At 66.2% G+C, this 17,125-nt stretch carries 18 protein-coding genes; 1 reads left to right on the forward strand and 17 read right to left on the reverse strand.

Annotated elements, in window-relative coordinates:
* Positions 1 to 29 precede the first annotated feature (29 nt).
* The 17 genes from TX80_RS14290 to cbiG all read right to left on the reverse strand — a co-directional run bounded on the left by TX80_RS14290 (position 30) and on the right by cbiG (position 14,289).
* On the reverse strand, positions 30 to 734 hold the full coding sequence (locus TX80_RS14290) for a molybdenum-dependent transcriptional regulator (RefSeq protein ID WP_049924100.1): 705 nt from the start codon (positions 732 to 734) through the stop codon (positions 30 to 32).
* Between the two features lie 48 nt (positions 735 to 782).
* A complete protein-coding gene (locus TX80_RS14295) occupies positions 783 to 1,586 on the reverse strand; it encodes an ABC transporter ATP-binding protein (RefSeq protein WP_049923801.1) in 804 nt (267 codons plus the stop codon).
* A gap of 40 nt (positions 1,587 to 1,626) precedes the next feature.
* Positions 1,627 to 2,304 carry an ABC transporter permease gene (locus tag TX80_RS14300; protein WP_049923802.1) on the reverse strand — a complete coding sequence of 226 codons (678 nt, stop codon included), beginning with the start codon at positions 2,302 to 2,304 and terminating at the stop codon, positions 1,627 to 1,629.
* Positions 2,305 to 2,311: 7 nt separating this feature from the next.
* Complete coding sequence (locus TX80_RS14305; protein ID WP_049923803.1) at positions 2,312 to 3,235, reverse strand: substrate-binding domain-containing protein; 924 nt, start codon at positions 3,233 to 3,235, stop codon at positions 2,312 to 2,314.
* 144 nt (positions 3,236 to 3,379) lie between these two features.
* The gene (locus TX80_RS14310; protein WP_049923805.1) at positions 3,380 to 3,850 is read right to left on the reverse strand and encodes a hypothetical protein; all 471 of its coding nucleotides are present in this window, start codon (positions 3,848 to 3,850) and stop codon (positions 3,380 to 3,382) included.
* Between the two features lie 108 nt (positions 3,851 to 3,958).
* Positions 3,959 to 4,810 (reverse strand): hypothetical protein, encoded by an 852-nt coding sequence (locus tag TX80_RS14315; RefSeq protein ID WP_049923807.1) that lies wholly within the window; start codon positions 4,808 to 4,810, stop codon positions 3,959 to 3,961.
* 48 nt (positions 4,811 to 4,858) lie between these two features.
* On the reverse strand, positions 4,859 to 5,551 hold the full coding sequence (locus TX80_RS14320; RefSeq protein WP_049924101.1) for a hypothetical protein: 693 nt from the start codon (positions 5,549 to 5,551) through the stop codon (positions 4,859 to 4,861).
* Positions 5,552 to 5,602: 51 nt separating this feature from the next.
* A complete protein-coding gene (locus TX80_RS14325) occupies positions 5,603 to 6,133 on the reverse strand; it encodes a hypothetical protein (RefSeq protein ID WP_049923809.1) in 531 nt (176 codons plus the stop codon).
* Positions 6,130 to 7,218 (reverse strand): hypothetical protein, encoded by a 1,089-nt coding sequence (locus tag TX80_RS14330; RefSeq protein WP_081661612.1) that lies wholly within the window; start codon positions 7,216 to 7,218, stop codon positions 6,130 to 6,132. Before TX80_RS14330 ends, TX80_RS14325 begins: the two co-directional genes overlap by 4 nt.
* Before the next feature lie 134 nt (positions 7,219 to 7,352).
* Entirely contained in the window at positions 7,353 to 8,663 is a 1,311-nt protein-coding gene (locus tag TX80_RS14335; protein WP_049923810.1) for an outer membrane protein assembly factor BamB family protein, read from the reverse strand.
* A gap of 2 nt (positions 8,664 to 8,665) precedes the next feature.
* A complete protein-coding gene (locus TX80_RS14340; RefSeq protein ID WP_049923811.1) occupies positions 8,666 to 9,037 on the reverse strand; it encodes a DUF3209 family protein in 372 nt (123 codons plus the stop codon).
* Positions 9,038 to 9,086: 49 nt separating this feature from the next.
* A complete protein-coding gene (locus TX80_RS14345; RefSeq protein WP_049923812.1) occupies positions 9,087 to 10,319 on the reverse strand; it encodes a CbiX/SirB N-terminal domain-containing protein in 1,233 nt (410 codons plus the stop codon).
* Between the two features lie 52 nt (positions 10,320 to 10,371).
* Positions 10,372 to 11,082 carry a hypothetical protein gene (locus tag TX80_RS14350; protein WP_049923814.1) on the reverse strand — a complete coding sequence of 237 codons (711 nt, stop codon included), beginning with the start codon at positions 11,080 to 11,082 and terminating at the stop codon, positions 10,372 to 10,374.
* Positions 11,079 to 11,345, reverse strand: coding sequence for a ferredoxin (locus TX80_RS14355; RefSeq protein ID WP_049923816.1), 267 nt, complete (start codon positions 11,343 to 11,345; stop codon positions 11,079 to 11,081). Before TX80_RS14355 ends, TX80_RS14350 begins: the two co-directional genes overlap by 4 nt.
* Positions 11,346 to 11,347: 2 nt before the next feature.
* Complete coding sequence (gene cobJ / locus TX80_RS14360) at positions 11,348 to 12,427, reverse strand: precorrin-3B C(17)-methyltransferase (protein WP_049923817.1); 1,080 nt, start codon at positions 12,425 to 12,427, stop codon at positions 11,348 to 11,350.
* Positions 12,428 to 12,439: 12 nt separating this feature from the next.
* Positions 12,440 to 13,327 carry a precorrin-3B C(17)-methyltransferase gene (locus tag TX80_RS14365; protein WP_049923818.1) on the reverse strand — a complete coding sequence of 296 codons (888 nt, stop codon included), beginning with the start codon at positions 13,325 to 13,327 and terminating at the stop codon, positions 12,440 to 12,442.
* Positions 13,324 to 14,289 carry a cobalt-precorrin 5A hydrolase gene (gene cbiG, locus TX80_RS14370; protein WP_049923819.1) on the reverse strand — a complete coding sequence of 322 codons (966 nt, stop codon included), beginning with the start codon at positions 14,287 to 14,289 and terminating at the stop codon, positions 13,324 to 13,326. The genes TX80_RS14365 and cbiG overlap by 4 nt, the downstream gene beginning before the upstream one ends.
* 526 nt (positions 14,290 to 14,815) lie before the next feature.
* On the opposite strand from cbiG, the gene TX80_RS14375 reads away from it, so the two are divergent.
* Positions 14,816 to 15,997 carry a hypothetical protein gene (locus TX80_RS14375; protein WP_049924102.1) on the forward strand — a complete coding sequence of 394 codons (1,182 nt, stop codon included), beginning with the start codon at positions 14,816 to 14,818 and terminating at the stop codon, positions 15,995 to 15,997.
* Positions 15,998 to 17,125: the final 1,128 nt, after the last annotated feature.

Below are 17,125 nucleotides of genomic sequence, written 5' to 3' on the forward strand. Positions count from 1 at the left end.
TAGTGCGCTGGCCCGTGAGCACCTTCGTCTCACTCGAGTCCGTCCGTCGCGACGCCGCGAACGGCCGTCGCCTTGACCGACGCGACGACCTCCCGACCCGGTTCGATATCGAGGGTCCCGACGCTCCGGCGCGTGACCAACGCCACGAGGTCCGGGCTGTCCTCGGTCCTTCCCTCGAGTTCGATCCCGACCCGGGCGACGGCATCGCCCGCCTCGAGCCAGCCGACGGTGCCGTCGAAGCGGTTGCGAACGCTCGTGCGATCCGCCCGGGGTGCGTCGCTGGGGGCGTGCAGGCTGACGGCGTCCGACCGGATCGTCACGGCGGCGGTGTTCGCTTCCGCCGGGACGACGGCCAAGATCCGACCGACGTCGGTCCGGACGGTCGCGAGTTCGCCGTCGCGGTCGACGACCGGCCCCGAGAACACGGTCTCGTCGACCCGGGCGACCCCCTCGTAGGCTACGACGAGGCGGTCGAACCGCTCGAGGAGGTCCCGCGCCGTCCCCGTCAGGGAACTGCCGCCGCCGTCGGCCCCGCCGCGGGTCCGTTCGACGAGCGGCCCGATCGCCTCCTCGAGCGCCACCACCCGCTGCTGGAGGCGCGGATAGGAGCGCTCGAGGGCCGTCGCCGCACCGGACAGCGAGCCGCAGTCGTCGATCGCGCGCAGCATCTCGACGTCGCTGCGGTCGACGGCGACATCGCCGATCTGCAGGTACGGGTCGAAGTCCTTCTCGATGGTCATGTGCGTCGTTCTCGGGGTCGTCTCTCGATCGTCGGTTGGTGTTCAGGCCGGAAGTTCGTTTGCATCGTACAGCAGCTCACCGCGGACGAACCGCGCGGTACGCGGGTCGTTCGGTTCGTCGAAGATTCGGTCCGGCGGGCCGACCTCGACCAGTTCGCCCTCGAGCAGGAAGGCGACGCGATCCGAGATGCGCTCGGCCTGGTGCATGTCGTGGGTCGCGAGCAACACCCCGTACTCACGATCCCGGGCGCGATCGATCGCCCGCTCGAGGATCGCCGTGTTCCGGGGGTCGAGATCGGAGGTCGGTTCGTCGAGCACCAGCAGGTCCGGCTCCGCGGCGAGCGCGCGAGCGAAGGCGACCCGCTGTGCCTCCCCGCCCGACAGCGACGCCGCGTCCTGCTCGATGGCGTCCGCCAGTCCGACCAGTGCGAGCGCCTCGCGCGTGCGGTCGTCGACCGACGGCGACGTCTGCCACCAGTCGGCGACCAGCCGACCGAGGAAGTCACGAATCCGGCGACGCCACGGCCGCCGAACCCGCCGCCCGATGTCGACGTTCCGTGCGACCGAGGTATCGAAGAGGCTCGCGCGCTGGGCGACGTAGCCGATCCGTCTGCGCACCGCGAGACGCCGGTTCGCGTCCGCCGCCCACGGGTCCGTCCCGTCACAGCGGACGATCCCGTCCGTCGGCCGGTCGAACAGCGACGCCAGCCGCAACAGCGTCGTCTTGCCGGCTCCGGACGGGCCGATCACCGTCACGACCTCGCCGGCGTCGACCGCGAGCGAGACGTCGGTCAGAATCCGCGTGTCGTCGACCCCGTAGGAGACGCCCTCGAGTTCGAGGTTCACGCCCGCGTCACCTCCGTCGCGGTCGTTCGCGTTCGCAGCGTCATCGGCCTTGCCCCCCGAGTCGTAGCACGATCCCGTTGACGAGCAACACGAGGACGAGCAACACCGCGCCGAGGACGAGCGCCGTCTCGAACTCGCCCTTTCGCACTTCGAACGTGATCGCGGTCGTTATCGTCCGGGTCTTCGAGGTCCCGTCGGCGTAGGCGATGTTGCCGCCCACGAGCAGGACCGAGCCGACCTCGCTGATCGCCCGGCCGAACCCGGCGAGAATACCAGTAATGACGCCGTAACGCGCTTCCTTGAGGGTGATCAGGGCGACGTCCGTTCTGGTGCCGCCGACGCCGTAGGCCGCGTCCCGGACGGCGTCGTCGACGCTCTCGATCGCCGACAGCGCGACGCCGGTGATCACCGGCGCGGCGAGGACACACTGCGAGACGATCATCGCTTCGGGCGTGTAGACGAGATCCAGCGAGCCGAGCGGCCCGTCGTTCGAGACCACCAGCAAAACGAGCAGCCCAACGATGACGCTCGGAAACCCCATCCCGGTGTTGATGACGGCGGTGACGAGCCGCTTGCCGCGAAACTCCGCGAAGCCGACGGCGAAGGCGATCGGCAGGCTCAACGCCGTACTCAGGAGGACGGCGGAGACGCTGACCGTCAACGACACCCGGACGATGCTCCGGAGGTAGGTCGGATCGGCGATGGTCTCGAGCGACATACCGGAATCACTCGTCCGTCGAATCCGGTCGCCACCCCTCGGGGACGTACTGCTGGAAGTTCGGCTCCTCGGCGACGGCCTTCGGGAAGAACAACTGCTCGCCGTTCGAGGTGAACTCCTCGATGAGTTCCTGACACTCCGGTCCCGTGAAAAAGCCGATGTAGGCCATCGCGAGATCGTAGTTGACCGACGGGTGGACGGCGGGGTTGACTGCCATGATCCCGTAGGGGTTCGCGAGCAGTTCCGGGCCACCCTTGATCGGTCCTTCGAGCAGGATCTCGAGGTCGACGGTGTCGCGCATCGAGAGGTACGTGCCCCGATCGGCGAGCGTGTAGGCACCCACCTCGTTCGCGTGGAGCAACGTGTTGCCCATTCCGTCCCCGAGAAGGCGGTACCACTCGCCGCCGGGCTCGAGCCCGGCTGCCGCCCAGATTGCCAGTTCTTTCGTGTGCGTTCCGGAGTCGTCGCCGCGGGAAACGAACGTCGCTTCCGCGCTCGCGACGGCGTCGAAGGCCGCCGTCGCCGCCTCGGTGTCGCGTACGCCGGCCGGGTCGCCCGCCGGACCGACCACGACGAAGTCGTTGAACATCAGGTCCCGCCGGTTGACGCCGTACCCGTCGTTCATGAACTCGTCCTCGAGCGAGCGGGCGTGGACGAGTACCACGTCGGCGTTGCCCTTGCGGGCCGACCGAAGGGCGGCCCCCGTCCCATCGGCGTTTGCCGCGACGCGTACGCCGAACCGCTCCTCGAAGGCGGCGTTGACCTCGTCGAGCAGCCCCGTATCGTGCGTGCTGGTCGTCGTCGCGAGCGCGAGTTCCTCGCCGACGATCGATCCCTCGCTACCGCCGCCGTTCGAGCCGAGACAGCCCGCGAGCGCTGTAGCGACTCCGGCCGCGCCGGTCCGGAGCACGGCTCGACGTCGATATTCCATATTGGGAACAACGACGGCATACGATCGCATAAACGTACCGCTTCGGGTACCCAGCACCGGTTACGGACAGTATCCGAACCCCGGATTCCGACCGAATTGTAACCGATCTCGGTTACGTGGCGAATACCGGACCCGAGACGGGTGTCACTCGGCTTCGGACTGCGAGATCGCTGTCACGGCGTTCTGGACGTATCGCATACTCGTCGCGATCGACATGATCCCATCCATCAGGGCCTGCTGACTGGCACCGTCGGGATAGAGCCGGTACTCGACCTGGACCGTCTCCGCGTCCCGAAACCGACACGTTTCGCCTTCTTCGTCGAGAAACGTGTAGAACCCAGGTGTCGCCGCCAGCATCGGTCCGACGTACTCGAGTAACTCGCCGCGTCGTCGGTCGTCGCGGAGCAGGTTCCTGGATCGTTCGGTGTCGAACCCGCTGCGCCCGACGATCCGGACCGGACCGAACGCCGTCTCCTTGATGACGTGCACCGGAAGGCGAGAGAGTTCGACCTGAACGTTGAATTCGGTTTCCTCGTCCGCATGGCGGCTTACGTCCCGGACGGCCGTCTCGTCCAGCCAGTGGCGGACCTGCGTCTCGCTGATGTGTCTCGTCATACGCGAGCGTCCACGGGCGAAGGGATACGGATTCAGCGTGAGTCTGCCTGCCGCCGCCCCGCCCCGTACTGCTCGCCGTCTCGAGACCGATCCCGACCGCGCTCTCCCTCAGTCCCGCTGCTTGTCGGGCATCGTCGAGAACCGCGCAACCCCCTTCATATCCGCGCGTCTCGACGGTGGCGGGGCCATCGTCGAGTGCCGGGTCGCACCGCCCGAGATGGTTCCACGATCCTGATTCGAACCGAGGTCAGGTTCAAGGAGTCCTTCGTCTTCCGTCTCTTCGTCGTCCTCATCCTCGCCTGCAGCGTCGGCTGCCTCGCTTTCGTCCGCCGTCGGTTCGTCGTCCGTGTCCCCAGCAGTCGCCTCCTCGAGTCGCTCCTGCAGTTGCCGGACGTCGTCGCCGAACTCCTCGAACGTCGACCGCATCGCCGACCGAAGCCGCTCCTCGAGGGGACCGGTTTCGTCCGCCTTCTCCCCGGACTCGGTCGTTTCCGAGTCGGTGTCCGTCGATTCCGGCTCCGATCCGTCACTGTCACCGGCCGCCGTCTCGGCCTCGATCCGGTCGGCCGTCGCACCGTCCCGCTCGCGTTCGTCGATCCGCGCCCGGAGATCGCCCACGGCTCCCTGGAGCGTCCCTTCGTCCGCGCTATCGGTCAGCTTTGCGAGATTCAGCAGCCGTCTCAGGTCTTCCACCTGCTCGGCGTCGCCGCGGGCGATCGCCTCCGGTATCGACTCCGGTTCGGTCCCGTCCGGCAACGTATCTAACCCGACCGCTTCGAGCAACTCCCCCGGCTCGGCCGACTCGAGGATCTCGCTCGCCTCGTCGGCGATCTCGAGCAGTCCCCGCGTTGCCGACTCGTCGTCCGCATCCGAGTCGTCCCCTCGAGACAGCGCCGAGCCGCTGGCGGCGTCGGCCTCGTTCAGTACGTCGGTCACTCGTTCGTCCAGTTGCTCGGACATTCGTTTTCAGGCGTCGGTTCAGTTTCCGCTCGAAACCCGATCGTTGGATCACTCCGTCTCCGTGTCAGTATCCGACTCCGATTCCCCGTCCCCGCCGGCAACCGCCTCGATGATCTCGTCGGTCATCTCCTCGCGGCTGAGATTGGCCTTCACGCCGACGTCCTTGGCCACCGACTGGAGGTCCTGGTAGGACATCACCCCGAGGAAGTCCTCGAGGGTCTCCCGCTTGAGATCCTCGAGTTCCGCCGCCGACGGTTCGTCTTCCCCCTCGCCGTCGCCTGCTTCCGGTTCTGGCTCCGGTTCGTCCGCCGATTCCTCGGCTTCGGCTTCCGTCTCGCGTTCCCCACCCTCGGCGTCCGCCGCCTCGTCGCGCTCGAGCACCCCCTCGAGACTCGTCTCCTCGGTGGCGCTCCGGGCCAGCGACTCGAGCGACTCCCGCGTGCTGCTGTCCTCGAACGTTTCGCTGACCCCCTCGCGAACCGCTTCCACGAGGGCCGATCCCGTCCCGTTGCGGTCCGTCTCGTCCTCGGACTTCTGGGAAAGCGTCTCGTGGACGTTGCGGCCGATCGCCGCGCCGAGTTCGCGCCCGATCCGTTCGCCGAACTGCCGACCGACGGACGCGCCGATCTCGCCGCCGTCGATTTCGTCCTCGACGTTCCCCTCGCCGAGTAGCTCCGCCACGCCGACCTGGTCGCTGACCTCCTCGGCGACGACCTGCTTCAGCTTCGACCCCTCAGCCATCCCGACCACCTCGAGTCGACCCGTCGCCACGGAGCGGAAGGGGTGGCATGGTTATTCCTCCTCGTCTTCGCCGTCGTCTTCGACTGCCGATTCGTCTTCTTCGGCTTCCTCCGTCTCTTCTTCCTCCGCCTCTTCTTCCTCCGTCTCTTCTTCCTCTTCTTCCTCCTCGGCTTCTTCCTCTTCTTCCTCCTCGGCTTCTTCCTCTTCTTCCTCCTCGGCTTCTTCCTCTTCTTCCTCCTCGGCTTCTTCCTCTTCTTCCTCCTCGGCTTCTTCCTCTTCTTCCTCCTCGGCTTCTTCCTCCGCCTCTTCTTCTTCCTCCTCAGTACCGAGCAGTTCGTCGACTACCATGTCTCCGATCGTCCGACCGAGGCTCTCGCCGACCTTCCGACCGATGACTGCACCGATCAACCCCCCGAGGGCTGCCCCGAGCGGTTCGTCCTCGCTGATCTCGTCCTCCCACTGGGTTCCCTCGACCAGTTCGCCGACGTTGATGTTCTCGGTGACCTTTTCGTAGTCGATCCGCTGTGTCAACGACGGTGATTCAGCCTCTGACTCCGATGCTGTCTCTGATTCCTCGCTCATGATTGGGCCTCCGCTTCCGCCTGTGATGCCGATTCGTCACCCTCCGGTTCCGATTCCGGCTCCGCTTGCTCGATCAGTTGCTGTACGATTTCGCGAACGATCGTCGCTACGAGTTCCTCGATCGGAAGCCCCGGAACGATCCCGATCAGCTTCCGTTTTACCCACCCGCCCGCCGAGGCGGCCGCTCCTCGTATTCGGTCAGCAACCGCAGTTAATCGGCCGCCCTCGGCCTCGGGCGCTTCCTCGCCTTCCTCGTCCGCTTCGGCCTCCGGTTCCTCCTCGCCCTCGCCCCTGCTGACGAGACTACTGAGGGCCTCACCCGGCTTCCGGAGCAGTCCGCTGATACCCCCTTTCACCCGGCTCACGAGCCCGCTGATGCGCTCTTTCGCTCTGCTCACGAGGCCGCCGAGCCACTCCTTTGGCTTGCCCAGAAGCGACGTTATCTTGTTCACGAGAGCGCTTGGCCCATCCAACAGTCCCGATACCGCCGACAACAGGTTCCCCAGCAGGTTGTTCTCGCCCGGCCGAGCCGACACGTCGAGCGTGACCGGATTCAGGTTGACCTCGAGCCCGAGTAGGTCGAGGAACAGCCCGTCGAGGTCGAGGTGGAGAACGCCGGACGCGTCGTCGCCCTCGTAGACGTCTTCGGCGTCTTCGACGTGGTATTCTTCCTCCTCGCCTTCGGGTTCTTCCTCGGCGTCCGGCTCCTCGGTTTCGGCCCCTTCGTCCTCGCTTTCCTCCTCTTCTGTCTCTTCGGCCTCATCCGCTTCGTCCGCCGGTTGGTCCTCGGGTTCTGACCCTTCAGCTTCGCCTCCCTCGTCTTCTACTTGTTCCTCGGATTCAGCCTCTTCTGGATCTTCGTCCGCCGCTTCCTCCTGCTCTTCGGCTTCCGTCTCCTCCGCTTCGCTTTCCGCGTCTTCCTCGTCCTCGTCCGGCGATTCGGCCTGCGCCTGACCGCCATCAGGGACCGCGCGGCGCTGCGTTCGCCCCGCTCGACCGCTCTCGGAGGACCGGCTCGAGACGGAGCCGACTGCCACGGGATCCGAACACTCCTCGCTCCCGTCATCTTCTAGTCCCGCTGTCATTATTCGGGAAAATACACGGGCGACAGTGTTGTGGTAATTTCCCTTGCGTGTGCGACTGATCTGCACTGCTCGGCGGCGACCTTGCGATCCGGACGACGGCCGGTCATCAGACGAAAACAGCGACGACTGCCGTGCTATCGAGTCATCTCGAGCGAGCCGACGCGAAGCGCGTACTCGCCCCGCGTTTCCCCGTCGTCGTGGTATTCGACCGGTTCTTCGATCGCGGCGACGGTTCCATCAACGGCGGTCGCCGCGGTCGCGATCCCGTCGAACCGCTCGCAGTTCCCGTCGCCGGACTCGAGGTCGAACCAGCGGACGGCGTGGGTTTCGGGATCGCGAACCCGGAAGTTCTGGGCGCAGGGGGTAACGATCGTGCCGTCGTCGACGGCGATCCCGTGGACGAACCCGTACACGTCGGCGTCCCACAGGAGTTCGCCGCCGCTCTCGTCGTCGAAGACGGCGATCCGGTGTTCGTTCGGATGGCGGTTTGCCGTCTCGCGGCTCGCGTTCGCGTAGGTGTTGCCGGTCACGAACGCGACGCGGCCGTCGGTCGCGAGGGCGTGGTTCGGATAGGCGTACAGCCGTTCGCCGTCGATCCCCGTTTCGACCGCGAGGTCGACGCTCCACCGTTCGGCACCGCGGCGACCGAGGACGTACCCGCGCTTGTCCCCGTGGCTCGCGACGGCGATCGAGTCGCCGTCGAATGAGACGTCGCCGACGCGGCGGTCGCCCTCCGTACCGGGATCCCACGTCCACTCGGGAGTTCCGGAGTCGGCCTCGAGCACGACGAGACCGGTGTCGTGGTCGCCCATGCAGCGATTGTACCCTACCGCGAGCCGATCGCCGGCCGCGTCGAGATCGATCGCGATCGGCGAGGCGTCGGTCTCGTAGGTCCAGCGGACGGAGCCGTCGGCGTCGAACGCGTAGACCGTACTGTGCCAGCGCCGGGTCTCGCCGTCCCGTTCGTAGCGTCTGGCCGCGGCGTAGAGGCGGCCGTCGCCGGCGTCCGTCTCGAGCGCGACGACGTAGGGCAGATAGAAGATCGAGTCCCTGTCCGCTGTACCGACGTCGTCGGCCGTATCGTAGCGCCAGCGCCGGTCGCCGGTTTCGGCGTCGTAGGCCGCGATGGTGCCCGTCTTCCCGCGGCCCGCGACGACGATCGCGTCCCCGCCGGCGTTCGGTTCCGCCTCGTCGTCGCTCCCGAAGGAATCGATTCCGACCGCGTGATCCGGGTGGGTTACGGTCCACCGGGACTCGAGCGACTCCGCGCCGTAGGCCGACACCGTCCCGTCCCACCGTCCCGCAACGAGGAGGTCGTCGGTTGCGTGGACGGCGGACCGCGTCCACATGTGTCGGCTCCGGGCCGGCTCGAGGTCGCCGAGCGTGACCCGCTCGAACCCGGTTTCGCGTTCGCGATCGGGGCCAGATTCGGCAGTTTCGGCCATGGTTACTCCTCGACCGGGAACGTCTCGTGGAGCGTGTCGTGGGCCTCGCCGAGCCCGTCGACGATGCTCGCTCCCTGATCGTGCAGTCGCTTGACCGCTCGCTCGGCGTTTCGTACCTCGAGCAAGCGGCCGCGGGTGTAGTCGTAGGCCGGATCGTCGGCGTCCATCGACGCGACTTCCTCCTCGAGATCGACTAACGCCGCATCGAGGTGGCGCTGGAGTTCGGCGAGCGTTGCTGCGTTCGCGAGTCCCTCGATCGGGCCGTCGAGGTGGCCCTCGAGTTCCTTCTCGGCGTGTTCGCGGGCACTCTCGTCCCCGACGCCGAAGACGTTCATCAATCCGAGTCGTAGCGCTTCGATTTCGTGACAGCTCATGCGTTGTATGTCGTGGTATCGTCTCGTGTCTCTTGGTTTGCGGGCTGTACTACAGCGTCTGATCGACGAGATCGCTGACGATGCGATCCCTGTCGAGGTGGTCGGCGACGATGCGTTCGGCGTCTTCGGTCGCGACGTCGCCGTACCAGATCCCGTCGGGATAGACCGCGACCATCGGGCCGTCACCACACCGACCCAGACACGACGACCGCGTGATGCGGGCGTCGCAGTGGTCGGAATCGCGGGCCTCCTGACGGAGTCGCTCGAGCACCGCCGGCGATCCCATCTCGGCGCAGGTCCGGTTCGTACACACCGCGACGTGTTTGGCCGGTGCGTCGTGGCTGTGGGGTTCGTCGTCGACGTCCTCCCGATCAGCGTGGGCCTCCTGATGGGCCAGCGCCCGCAACATCGCACGAGCGCCGCCGACGTCCTCCTCGTAGCCCTCGAGATCGACCTTGTACTTGCAGGTGTCACAGGACATCTCGACGCTGTCGGTGCGGGCCTCCTGCCAGCGGTCGGCGAAGACGTCGAGCAGCCGCGAGTCCGTTCCGAGGGGATCGCCGGCCAGCGCGTCGACGTAGGGGTACTCGTCGTCGAAGTCGGCCGTCCAGTCACGGACCCGCTGGGTGAGCACGCCGTCGCCGAGCATGTACGGCAGGACGACGACGGCGTCCGGGCGGTGCTTCGAGAGCCCGTGCAGGGTCTCCTCGAGCGTCGGCTCCGTGACCCCGATAAACGTCGCCTCGACGCGATCGAGCGCCCGGCCCTCGTAGAGCAGCCGGGCGAGTTTGTGCACGTCGCCGTTGGCGTCCGGATCGCTCGAGCCCCGGCCACAGAGGACGACGGCGATGTCGTCGTCGGCCCGGTCGACGCCAAGATCCCGCTCGACCTCGGCGACGCGGTCGTCCAGCAGATCGAGGATCGCGGGATGGATCCCCAGGTGTGCGCCGTTGTTGATCTCGATGTCGTGGCGCGCCCGGGCCTGCTCGATCGCCAGCGGCACGTCGTTTTTGACGTGGCTGGCGGCAAACAGCGAGCAGTGGACGACGGTTACCTGCGAGACGAGCGCCGCGAGTTCGGCCAGCGCCTCGTCGATCGCCGGCTCCGCGAGTTCGAGAAACGCGGCGTCGACCGGGATTCCCAGCCGTGACTCGAGGCCGGCGGCCAGTTCGCGGACCTGTTCGTTCGACTTCTCGCGGCGGGAGCCGTGGCCGATCAACAGGACGGCCTCGTCGTCGAAGCCGGCCGCGGACGCGGACGTGGTGTCGTCGGGTGTGCTCATCGTGTGGGTATCTCCGTGGGTGTTCGATCCGATGCGGTTCGAGTCGCCGATGCTAGTCGTCGTACGCCTCGGCTTGCTCGAGACTTCGCTCGAGTTTGCGGCGGCGACTGGGGGCAAACAGCCCGGTCTCCTCGCAGTCCCCGTAGAGCCACCTGCCGAAGTCGGGCGCGGCGTCGTCGTCGACGCCGAACCAGTACCCCCCCGAGGAGGTCTCCGAGCAGTCGCCGGCGGGCGCAGCCACCGGACACGCGTCGATCAGTTCCCGTGCGAGGTCGAGCAGCTCGCGATCGTCGTGGACGAACGAGATCCCCACGGTGCCGCTCGAGGACTTGAAACAGATCGTGCCACAGCCCTCGAGCAGGCCCCGTAGGAGCTCCCGATCGTACTCGGCGAACGCACCCAGCCGGTAGTTGCCCCGCCCGTCGACGGGCAGGCCGAGCACGCTGGCCCGGCCGAGCAACCCCGACTCGCTTTCGTCGTCGCCGATCGAAACCGTGTACTCGTCTTCCGTTCGCGTAATCGTGGTGTCGTGGGCGTACTCGCGGGTCGCCGTCCCGTGGTCGACGTCGCCGCCCGCGATGGCCGCGAGCACCTGCGCCGACGCTTCGTCGTTGGTCACGACCTCGAGTCCGCCGTCGGAGACATCGCCGCTGCCGGCGACGTGGCCCCAGAAGTACGCCGTCGCGGGGTGGCCCGCGAGCGGATCCGACGGAACCGCGATCTCGAGCGGGTCGCCGTCCGTATTCGGTCGGGCGTCGCTCATTCGCCCACCTCCCGGACGACGATGGCGTCGGTCGGACAGGCCGCCGCGGCCTGCTGGGCCTCGTCGATGCGGTCATCGTCGAACGTCGCGACGACCCGTTCGGCGGTGTCGGTGACCTCGCCCTCGCAATCGTATACCGGGTCCGCGTCGGGATCGACGGTCGCCAGTCCGTCCGCGCCCTCGACGAAGCGGGGGTCGCGGGTCAGGCAGGCGAAGATACCGTCGCAGGCGTCTTTCTCGATGGTGACTTCGTATCGTGGCATGGCTAGTAGTCGTATTTCGTCTCGTACCCGCGGGGACGGACCATCCGGTCGTCCCAGACGTAGGTGTCCTCGGTGCCGACGACGATCGTCGTCGTCATGTCGATGATCTCGTGTTCGCCCAGCTCCTCGAGTTCGCCGAGTTCGGTGATCATCACCTGTTCGTCCTCGCGGCCCGCTCCGTGGACGATACCGACCGGCGTCTCCTCGTCGCGGTGTGTCAGCAGGATCTCGCAGGCCTTCTCGAAGTTCTCGCGGCGCTTGCGGCTCCACGGGTTGTAGATCGTGATCGTGAAGCTCTCCTTGGCGGCCGCGTGGAGTCGGGACTCGATCTCGGGCATCGGGACGAGGTGATCCGACAGCGAGATCGAGACGGTGTCGTTGACGAGCGGTGCGCCGAGTCGGGCCGCACAGGACTGAGCCGCCGGGACGCCGGGAACGACCTCGAAGTCGACCATCGACGCCGTCGCGCCCTTGGACTCGAGGATCTCGAGTGCCAGCCCCGCGAGCGCGTAGACGTTCGGGTCGCCGCTACCGACGATCGCGACGTCGTTGCCCGCGAGCGTCCGGTCGATCGCCTCCTCCGTCCGGGAGACCTCGCCGCACATCGGCGTGTCGTAGATCTCGTCGGCGTCCTCGGTGATCTCGTCCGGGAGCAGTTCGATGTAGGTCGTGTAGCCGACGATGTGTTCGGCCTCGAGCAGGGCGTTTTTCGCGCGTTCGGTCATCCCCTCCGGCTGGCCGGGGCCGAGACCGACGGCGGTCAACTGACCGGGGTCGGCGTCGAAGTCCTCGACCGTCGCGCCGACTTCCTTTTCGTTGCTGTCGTCGCTCCCGCTCGAGGCCCCGCACTTGCCCGAGGACGAGTCCGAACTCGAGCCTGACGACCCGCATTTGGAACTCGAGTCGTCGCCGCTGCTCGAGGAGCCACCGCACTTCGAACCCGAGTCAGCGCTCGAGGTCTCGGTACTAGTACTCGAGGCTCCGCATTTGGAGCCACTCGAGTCACTGGCGGTGTCGCTCGTCGATGCGCCGCACTTGGAAGTCGATTCGTCGTCAGCGTCGGAGTCAGTCTCAGTACTCATGGCCGTGTCACCTCAGAAGTCCTCGACGTCACGCCCGCCGCGCGGGGTGACGAGGTACGTTCGGTCGTCGTTGCGCCAGGTCTCGGTCTCGTGGTTGCCGATGATCAGCGAGGTGCCCATCCCCGACACCTTGTCGTCGTGGTCGGCGGCCTCGCCCAGCGTCGTAATGTGCTGGCTCTCGCCGTTGCGGCCGGCATCCGCGCGGCCGGCGTCGTTGACGATCGCCACGAGGGCGTCGTCGGTGCGCTCCTCGCGGACGATCTCGATGGCTTTCTCGTAGTTGCGCCAGCAGTTGTACAGCACGATCACGAAGTCCGAGATCGCCGCCGCGCGCAGTTTCTCCTCGATCTCGTCCCAGCCGCGCCACTTGTCCGACAGCGAGACCGTACAGAAGTCGTTACACAGCGGCGCGCCGACGTTGGCCGCGCCGCCGAGTGCCGCCGTCATTCCGGGGACGACCTCGATCGGCACGTCCGTCGCGTCCTCCTCGTCGGCCATCTTGAAGATGAGGTCGGATTTGCCGTAGACCGAGGGGTCGCCGCCGGAGACGTGGGCAACGTCTTTCCCCTCACGGACGTAGTCGAACGCCGCGCGGGCGAGTTCGATCTGCCGCCCCATCGTCGACCGAACGATCTCCTGCTCGGAGCCGTCCTCGCGGGTCGCGATGCCGTCGTCGGTTCGCTCCTCGGAGGGGATGGTCCCGTCGTCGCGCAGGAACTCCTGATAGAGGCTCGAGGCGATGACCACGTCCGCCGACTCGATGACCGTCTTGGCCCGCTTGGTCATATGCTCAGGCAAGCCGGGTCCGATGCCGACGATATAGAGCGTGCCGTGGTCGTCGGGGGTGCCGCCGGCCGCGTCCGCGGTCGTCTCCCCGGCGTCGGGTTCGGTCCCGCTCATTTGCCGATCGCCACCGTGACCTCGTCCTCGTAGCTCAACTTCTCGAGCACCAGTTCCTGTTCACGGCCACCGGCGATGGCGGACGCTTCGGAGACGCCCGGCCAGCCGATCAGCTCCTTCGATTTCGAGGGGGTCGGCCCCTCGTGGTCGAGCAGCGTCTCCTTGTCGAATGTGACCACGCCGAGGTCGAGTTCCCGTGCGGCCTCGAGCAGCCCCTCCTCGTCCTCTTTCCGGGTCGCGGTGCCGACGAACTCGACGTCCGCGAAGTCGTAGTCGGTCCGCTCGAGGGCTTCCTCCCAGGCCTCGAGGAAGGTCTCCTTGTTCGCGCCGGAGACGCTCCCGGTGCCGATGACGATGCCGTCGTCTTCGTTGCGCTTGAGCACCGTCACGTCGTCGCCGACGAGCACCGCCTTCGGTCCGTCGAGTCGAGCGACGGGACCGAGGTTCTCGTCGAGGACGGCGAGGTTCGTCTTGACCGTCGAGTCGCCGTTGACGACGTGGGCGTCCATCGCCTTCGCCTTCGATTCGACGCCCTGCTTGCCGGCCGCCTCGGAGGCGGTGGTCATCGCCGGCACGGCACCCATCGTCGCCAGATCCTGCGCGACCTGGTTCGCGCCGTGGTGGCCGCCGGTGATCGGGATCGCCCACGTCAACTCCTCGTCGACGACACAGATCGCGGGATCCTCCCACTTGTCGTCGAGCAAGTGAGCCGTCTTTCGCATCGCGATGCCCGACGCCATCAGGCCGATAAAGCAGTCGTACTCGCCCCAGTGCTCCTCGAAGACCTCGCCGTGGTACTCGAGGATGTCGATCGTCTCGTAGCGATCCTCGAGTTCGGCGGTGATCTCCTCGGCGGTCTCTAACTTGCGCTCGAAGGAGATGATCGCGATTTCTTCCGCGACTTCCCCGTCACTGTCCGGCGTCGAACAGTGCCCGTCGTCCGCGTCCGTTTCGGAACTCATCGTGTTCCTCCGTCACGAACAGTGCTCATTTGCGACCACACGGTCTATACCATAGCGTCCACCCTAATACAAGCTACGTTTCTCAAGTCCAATCAAATTTTAGTCACTGGCGGTTTTAGCGTTGGCGGACGAAGTGACGCCCTCGTCAACAGACCGCACGATCGTTCGCGCGAAAAGCGACGGTCGACGGTATCCGTCAGACGTTCGTCGAGCCCTCACGTCGGCGGAATGCGATGTCTCGTTCCACAAAACAGTATCAGACGCGGCCACAAGAACGCGTATCGGTGAGAGACGGGGTTGATTTTACCGGGATTCTCGATCAGAGTCTTTATAATTCTGTACTCTCCTTGAGATAACAACTGAGACATATGTACGATCGTGTCGGAACTAGCGTCTGTCACATCGGTAGCCCCAGCGGCATTTCGTCCGAACGGGGGTCGAGAGCGGTTTCGACGGTAACCGTTGGCGGGTGCGAGCGGCAGGCGTGTCGCAACTACGAACGGAGTGTAAAACGATGATGAAAGCGATGAAACGAATACCGACGGTCTCCAGCGAAGACGTGCGAAAACGCCTCCCAGCCCTCCTCGTACTGCTCGGGGCGGTTCTGTTCGCGTTCGCGGTAACCGTCCTCTTCCGGGCGACTGCTCACGGCGTCGATGTCCCGTCGGTTATCCTTCCAGTCATATCGCGCACCCTCTCGCCGACGACGGTGGTGTTCCTCACGTCGTTCATCCTGGGCGTGTTCGTCGGGGCCTGCTATCTAGGCTATCGTGCCTATCGCGACGCGATTCAGGAGCGCTGGCAACAGTACTCGACATGGGCACAGTCGATGATCGTCGGCTGTTGCTGTGCCGTCGTCGTGATGGTCCTTCTCGGAGTCGCGGCATTGCTGGACCACGTCCGTCCGTCCACCGTCGTCCTCGGAGTGCTGGTCAGCTGGCCGCTCTCGACCGGCCTACTGCTCCTGCAGGACCGGCGACGTTTCGGAGCGGATTCGTCCCTCTCGTCCGTCAAGACCGGATACATCCATACGAAAGGACTCGAGAGCCGAACGTTGTCGATCGTCGTCGGCTTCCTGATCGCCATCGTCGGCAGTCTCGCCATCAGGTACGCCGGTCGCTGGTATTTCGGGCGGTTTCCGTTGTGGGCGACGGTCTTCCTTTCGATCGGGCTCTGGATCGGCTCTACGTTACTCGTGTACAACCGATACGTGGCCACGACGACGCAACGAACGGACATCTCTATCGTCGCCGTCAGCACGCCCGAATCGCGACCGACTCGGGAGCTGAGCATCAAGAATCGAGCGGCGACGTCGGTCGACCTCTCGGAGTCTCGCATCCGAGACACCGAGTTCGACCTCTACCGGCTCGGCGTCGACCTGACGCTGAAACCGGGTGCGGTCTGTACCTTCGAAATCCCGGAGTCGTTTTCGCTAGAGCCGAACGACGATTCGCTCGACCTGCCGCTTGGGTACAGTCTCAAACGAGGCGGAGAGACGCCGACGCTTTTCACGAAAACCGGCGCGATCTACTCCCTCCAGTGGGCGACCGACGAGGTTCCACACGAGGTCGGACCGGAGGACCGGACAGCGGCCGATTCGAACGCCCGGTCGATGGACACGGCCGCCGACGATCGGTCGAGTTCGGACCGAACGTCGGAGTCCGACGCGACACCACAGGAGTCCGTCGCCAACCCGTCACAGGACTAATGGCTCTCGGATCGAGGCGATGATGTCTGTAAACAATTAAGTCATTCGAGAATGATAAAACAGAAAACGTGAGAATCGCAGCAACGCTCGATGGGCGACCGAGGAGCGAAGGGGGCGGTTTCAGTTCCCAACGGGGATGTCGACCGTGACGAACGAGTGGACGAATTCGACGGCACCGCGACGCGATATCAGGGTGTGCACTTCCGGGTCCGGTGTGTCGATGGAGGCCGACGTCGACGGCGGAGACGGTCACGGGGAAACACCGACCGTCGGGATCAGCGATACGATAACGACGAGCACCGATGGTGATCGACCGGCGATCGACGGCCTCGATCGACGCCACAGGTCGATCGGAGCGCTCGATCCCGATCGTCTGGTCGATCGGTTCGCCCTCCGGATCCGCAACCGCCATTCGCCGGCTACGCTCACGGTTCGACTCCGCCCGCGACCCGAAAGTGCCACGGACGCGGTTCCGTTCGGGCCGGCGGAAGACGTTCCCGACGAGTCGTATCTTCCCGATCCGGCGGCCGAGTCGGATCCGACCGATCCGTCGCTTTCGTATCTGTCCGACTCGACCGACGAAATCGAACGGAACGTCCCATCGGCCGCGTCGCGTCGGCCGGGCGAATCGCGAACGATACCCCGGACGACCGACCTCGCCGGACCGGACGCGGGGACTCGAGTGCGTTCGGGTTCGAAGGATGACCGCCGGTGGTCGGACGGCGATCGGTTCGAAACGGCCGCGGAGTCCGGCAGTTTGGCAACCGGCGGGCCCGCGACGCCGGACGACGGCGTCCAATCCGCTGTCTCGATCGCGACCGATGCCGTCGGACGGCACGACGGGCTGCCCGTTCGATCGCACAGCACGACGGCGCTGACCGATCGGGTCCGCCGCCGCGAGGGGCCGACCCGTCCGTCCCCGTTCGAAACCACTGCGGGTACCGATACCAGTCCTGACCGGACGGTCGTCGGTGAACCGGCCGATCCGGCCGTGGCGGGCACGTCCCGGTCGCCCGGGTCCGGTGCGGACCGGTACTCGTCTCCGCGACGCTCGAACTCGACGGCGTATACGGTGCTGGTCGACGAACCCGGTACGGCACGGCCGATCGAACGGCGAACCGACCGGGT

Origin of the sequence: Halopiger djelfimassiliensis (assembly GCF_000455365.1) — an archaeon.
GTDB classification, from domain to species: Archaea; Halobacteriota; Halobacteria; order Halobacteriales; family Natrialbaceae; genus Halopiger_B; species Halopiger_B djelfimassiliensis.

Bases quoted from the DNA above. Each gene is read 5' to 3' on its own strand.
- TX80_RS14300 (WP_049923802.1), bottom strand. From the start codon at position 2,304: ATGTCGCTCGAGACCATCGCCGATCCGACCTACCTCCGGAGCATCGTC.
- TX80_RS14305 (WP_049923803.1), bottom strand. From the start codon at position 3,235: ATGGAATATCGACGTCGAGCCGTGCTCCGGACCGGCGCGGCCGGAGTC.
- TX80_RS14310 (WP_049923805.1), bottom strand. From the start codon at position 3,850: ATGACGAGACACATCAGCGAGACGCAGGTCCGCCACTGGCTGGACGAG.
- TX80_RS14315 (WP_049923807.1), bottom strand. From the start codon at position 4,810: ATGTCCGAGCAACTGGACGAACGAGTGACCGACGTACTGAACGAGGCC.
- TX80_RS14320 (WP_049924101.1), bottom strand. From the start codon at position 5,551: ATGGCTGAGGGGTCGAAGCTGAAGCAGGTCGTCGCCGAGGAGGTCAGC.
- TX80_RS14325 (WP_049923809.1), bottom strand. From the start codon at position 6,133: ATGAGCGAGGAATCAGAGACAGCATCGGAGTCAGAGGCTGAATCACCG.
- TX80_RS14330 (WP_081661612.1), bottom strand. From the start codon at position 7,218: ATGACAGCGGGACTAGAAGATGACGGGAGCGAGGAGTGTTCGGATCCC.
- TX80_RS14335 (WP_049923810.1), bottom strand. From the start codon at position 8,663: ATGGCCGAAACTGCCGAATCTGGCCCCGATCGCGAACGCGAAACCGGG.
- TX80_RS14340 (WP_049923811.1), bottom strand. From the start codon at position 9,037: ATGAGCTGTCACGAAATCGAAGCGCTACGACTCGGATTGATGAACGTC.
- TX80_RS14345 (WP_049923812.1), bottom strand. From the start codon at position 10,319: ATGAGCACACCCGACGACACCACGTCCGCGTCCGCGGCCGGCTTCGAC.
- TX80_RS14350 (WP_049923814.1), bottom strand. From the start codon at position 11,082: ATGAGCGACGCCCGACCGAATACGGACGGCGACCCGCTCGAGATCGCG.
- TX80_RS14355 (WP_049923816.1), bottom strand. From the start codon at position 11,345: ATGCCACGATACGAAGTCACCATCGAGAAAGACGCCTGCGACGGTATC.
- cobJ (WP_049923817.1), bottom strand. From the start codon at position 12,427: ATGAGTACTGAGACTGACTCCGACGCTGACGACGAATCGACTTCCAAG.
- TX80_RS14365 (WP_049923818.1), bottom strand. From the start codon at position 13,327: ATGAGCGGGACCGAACCCGACGCCGGGGAGACGACCGCGGACGCGGCC.
- cbiG (WP_049923819.1), bottom strand. From the start codon at position 14,289: ATGAGTTCCGAAACGGACGCGGACGACGGGCACTGTTCGACGCCGGAC.
- TX80_RS14375 (WP_049924102.1), top strand. From the start codon at position 14,816: ATGAAACGAATACCGACGGTCTCCAGCGAAGACGTGCGAAAACGCCTC.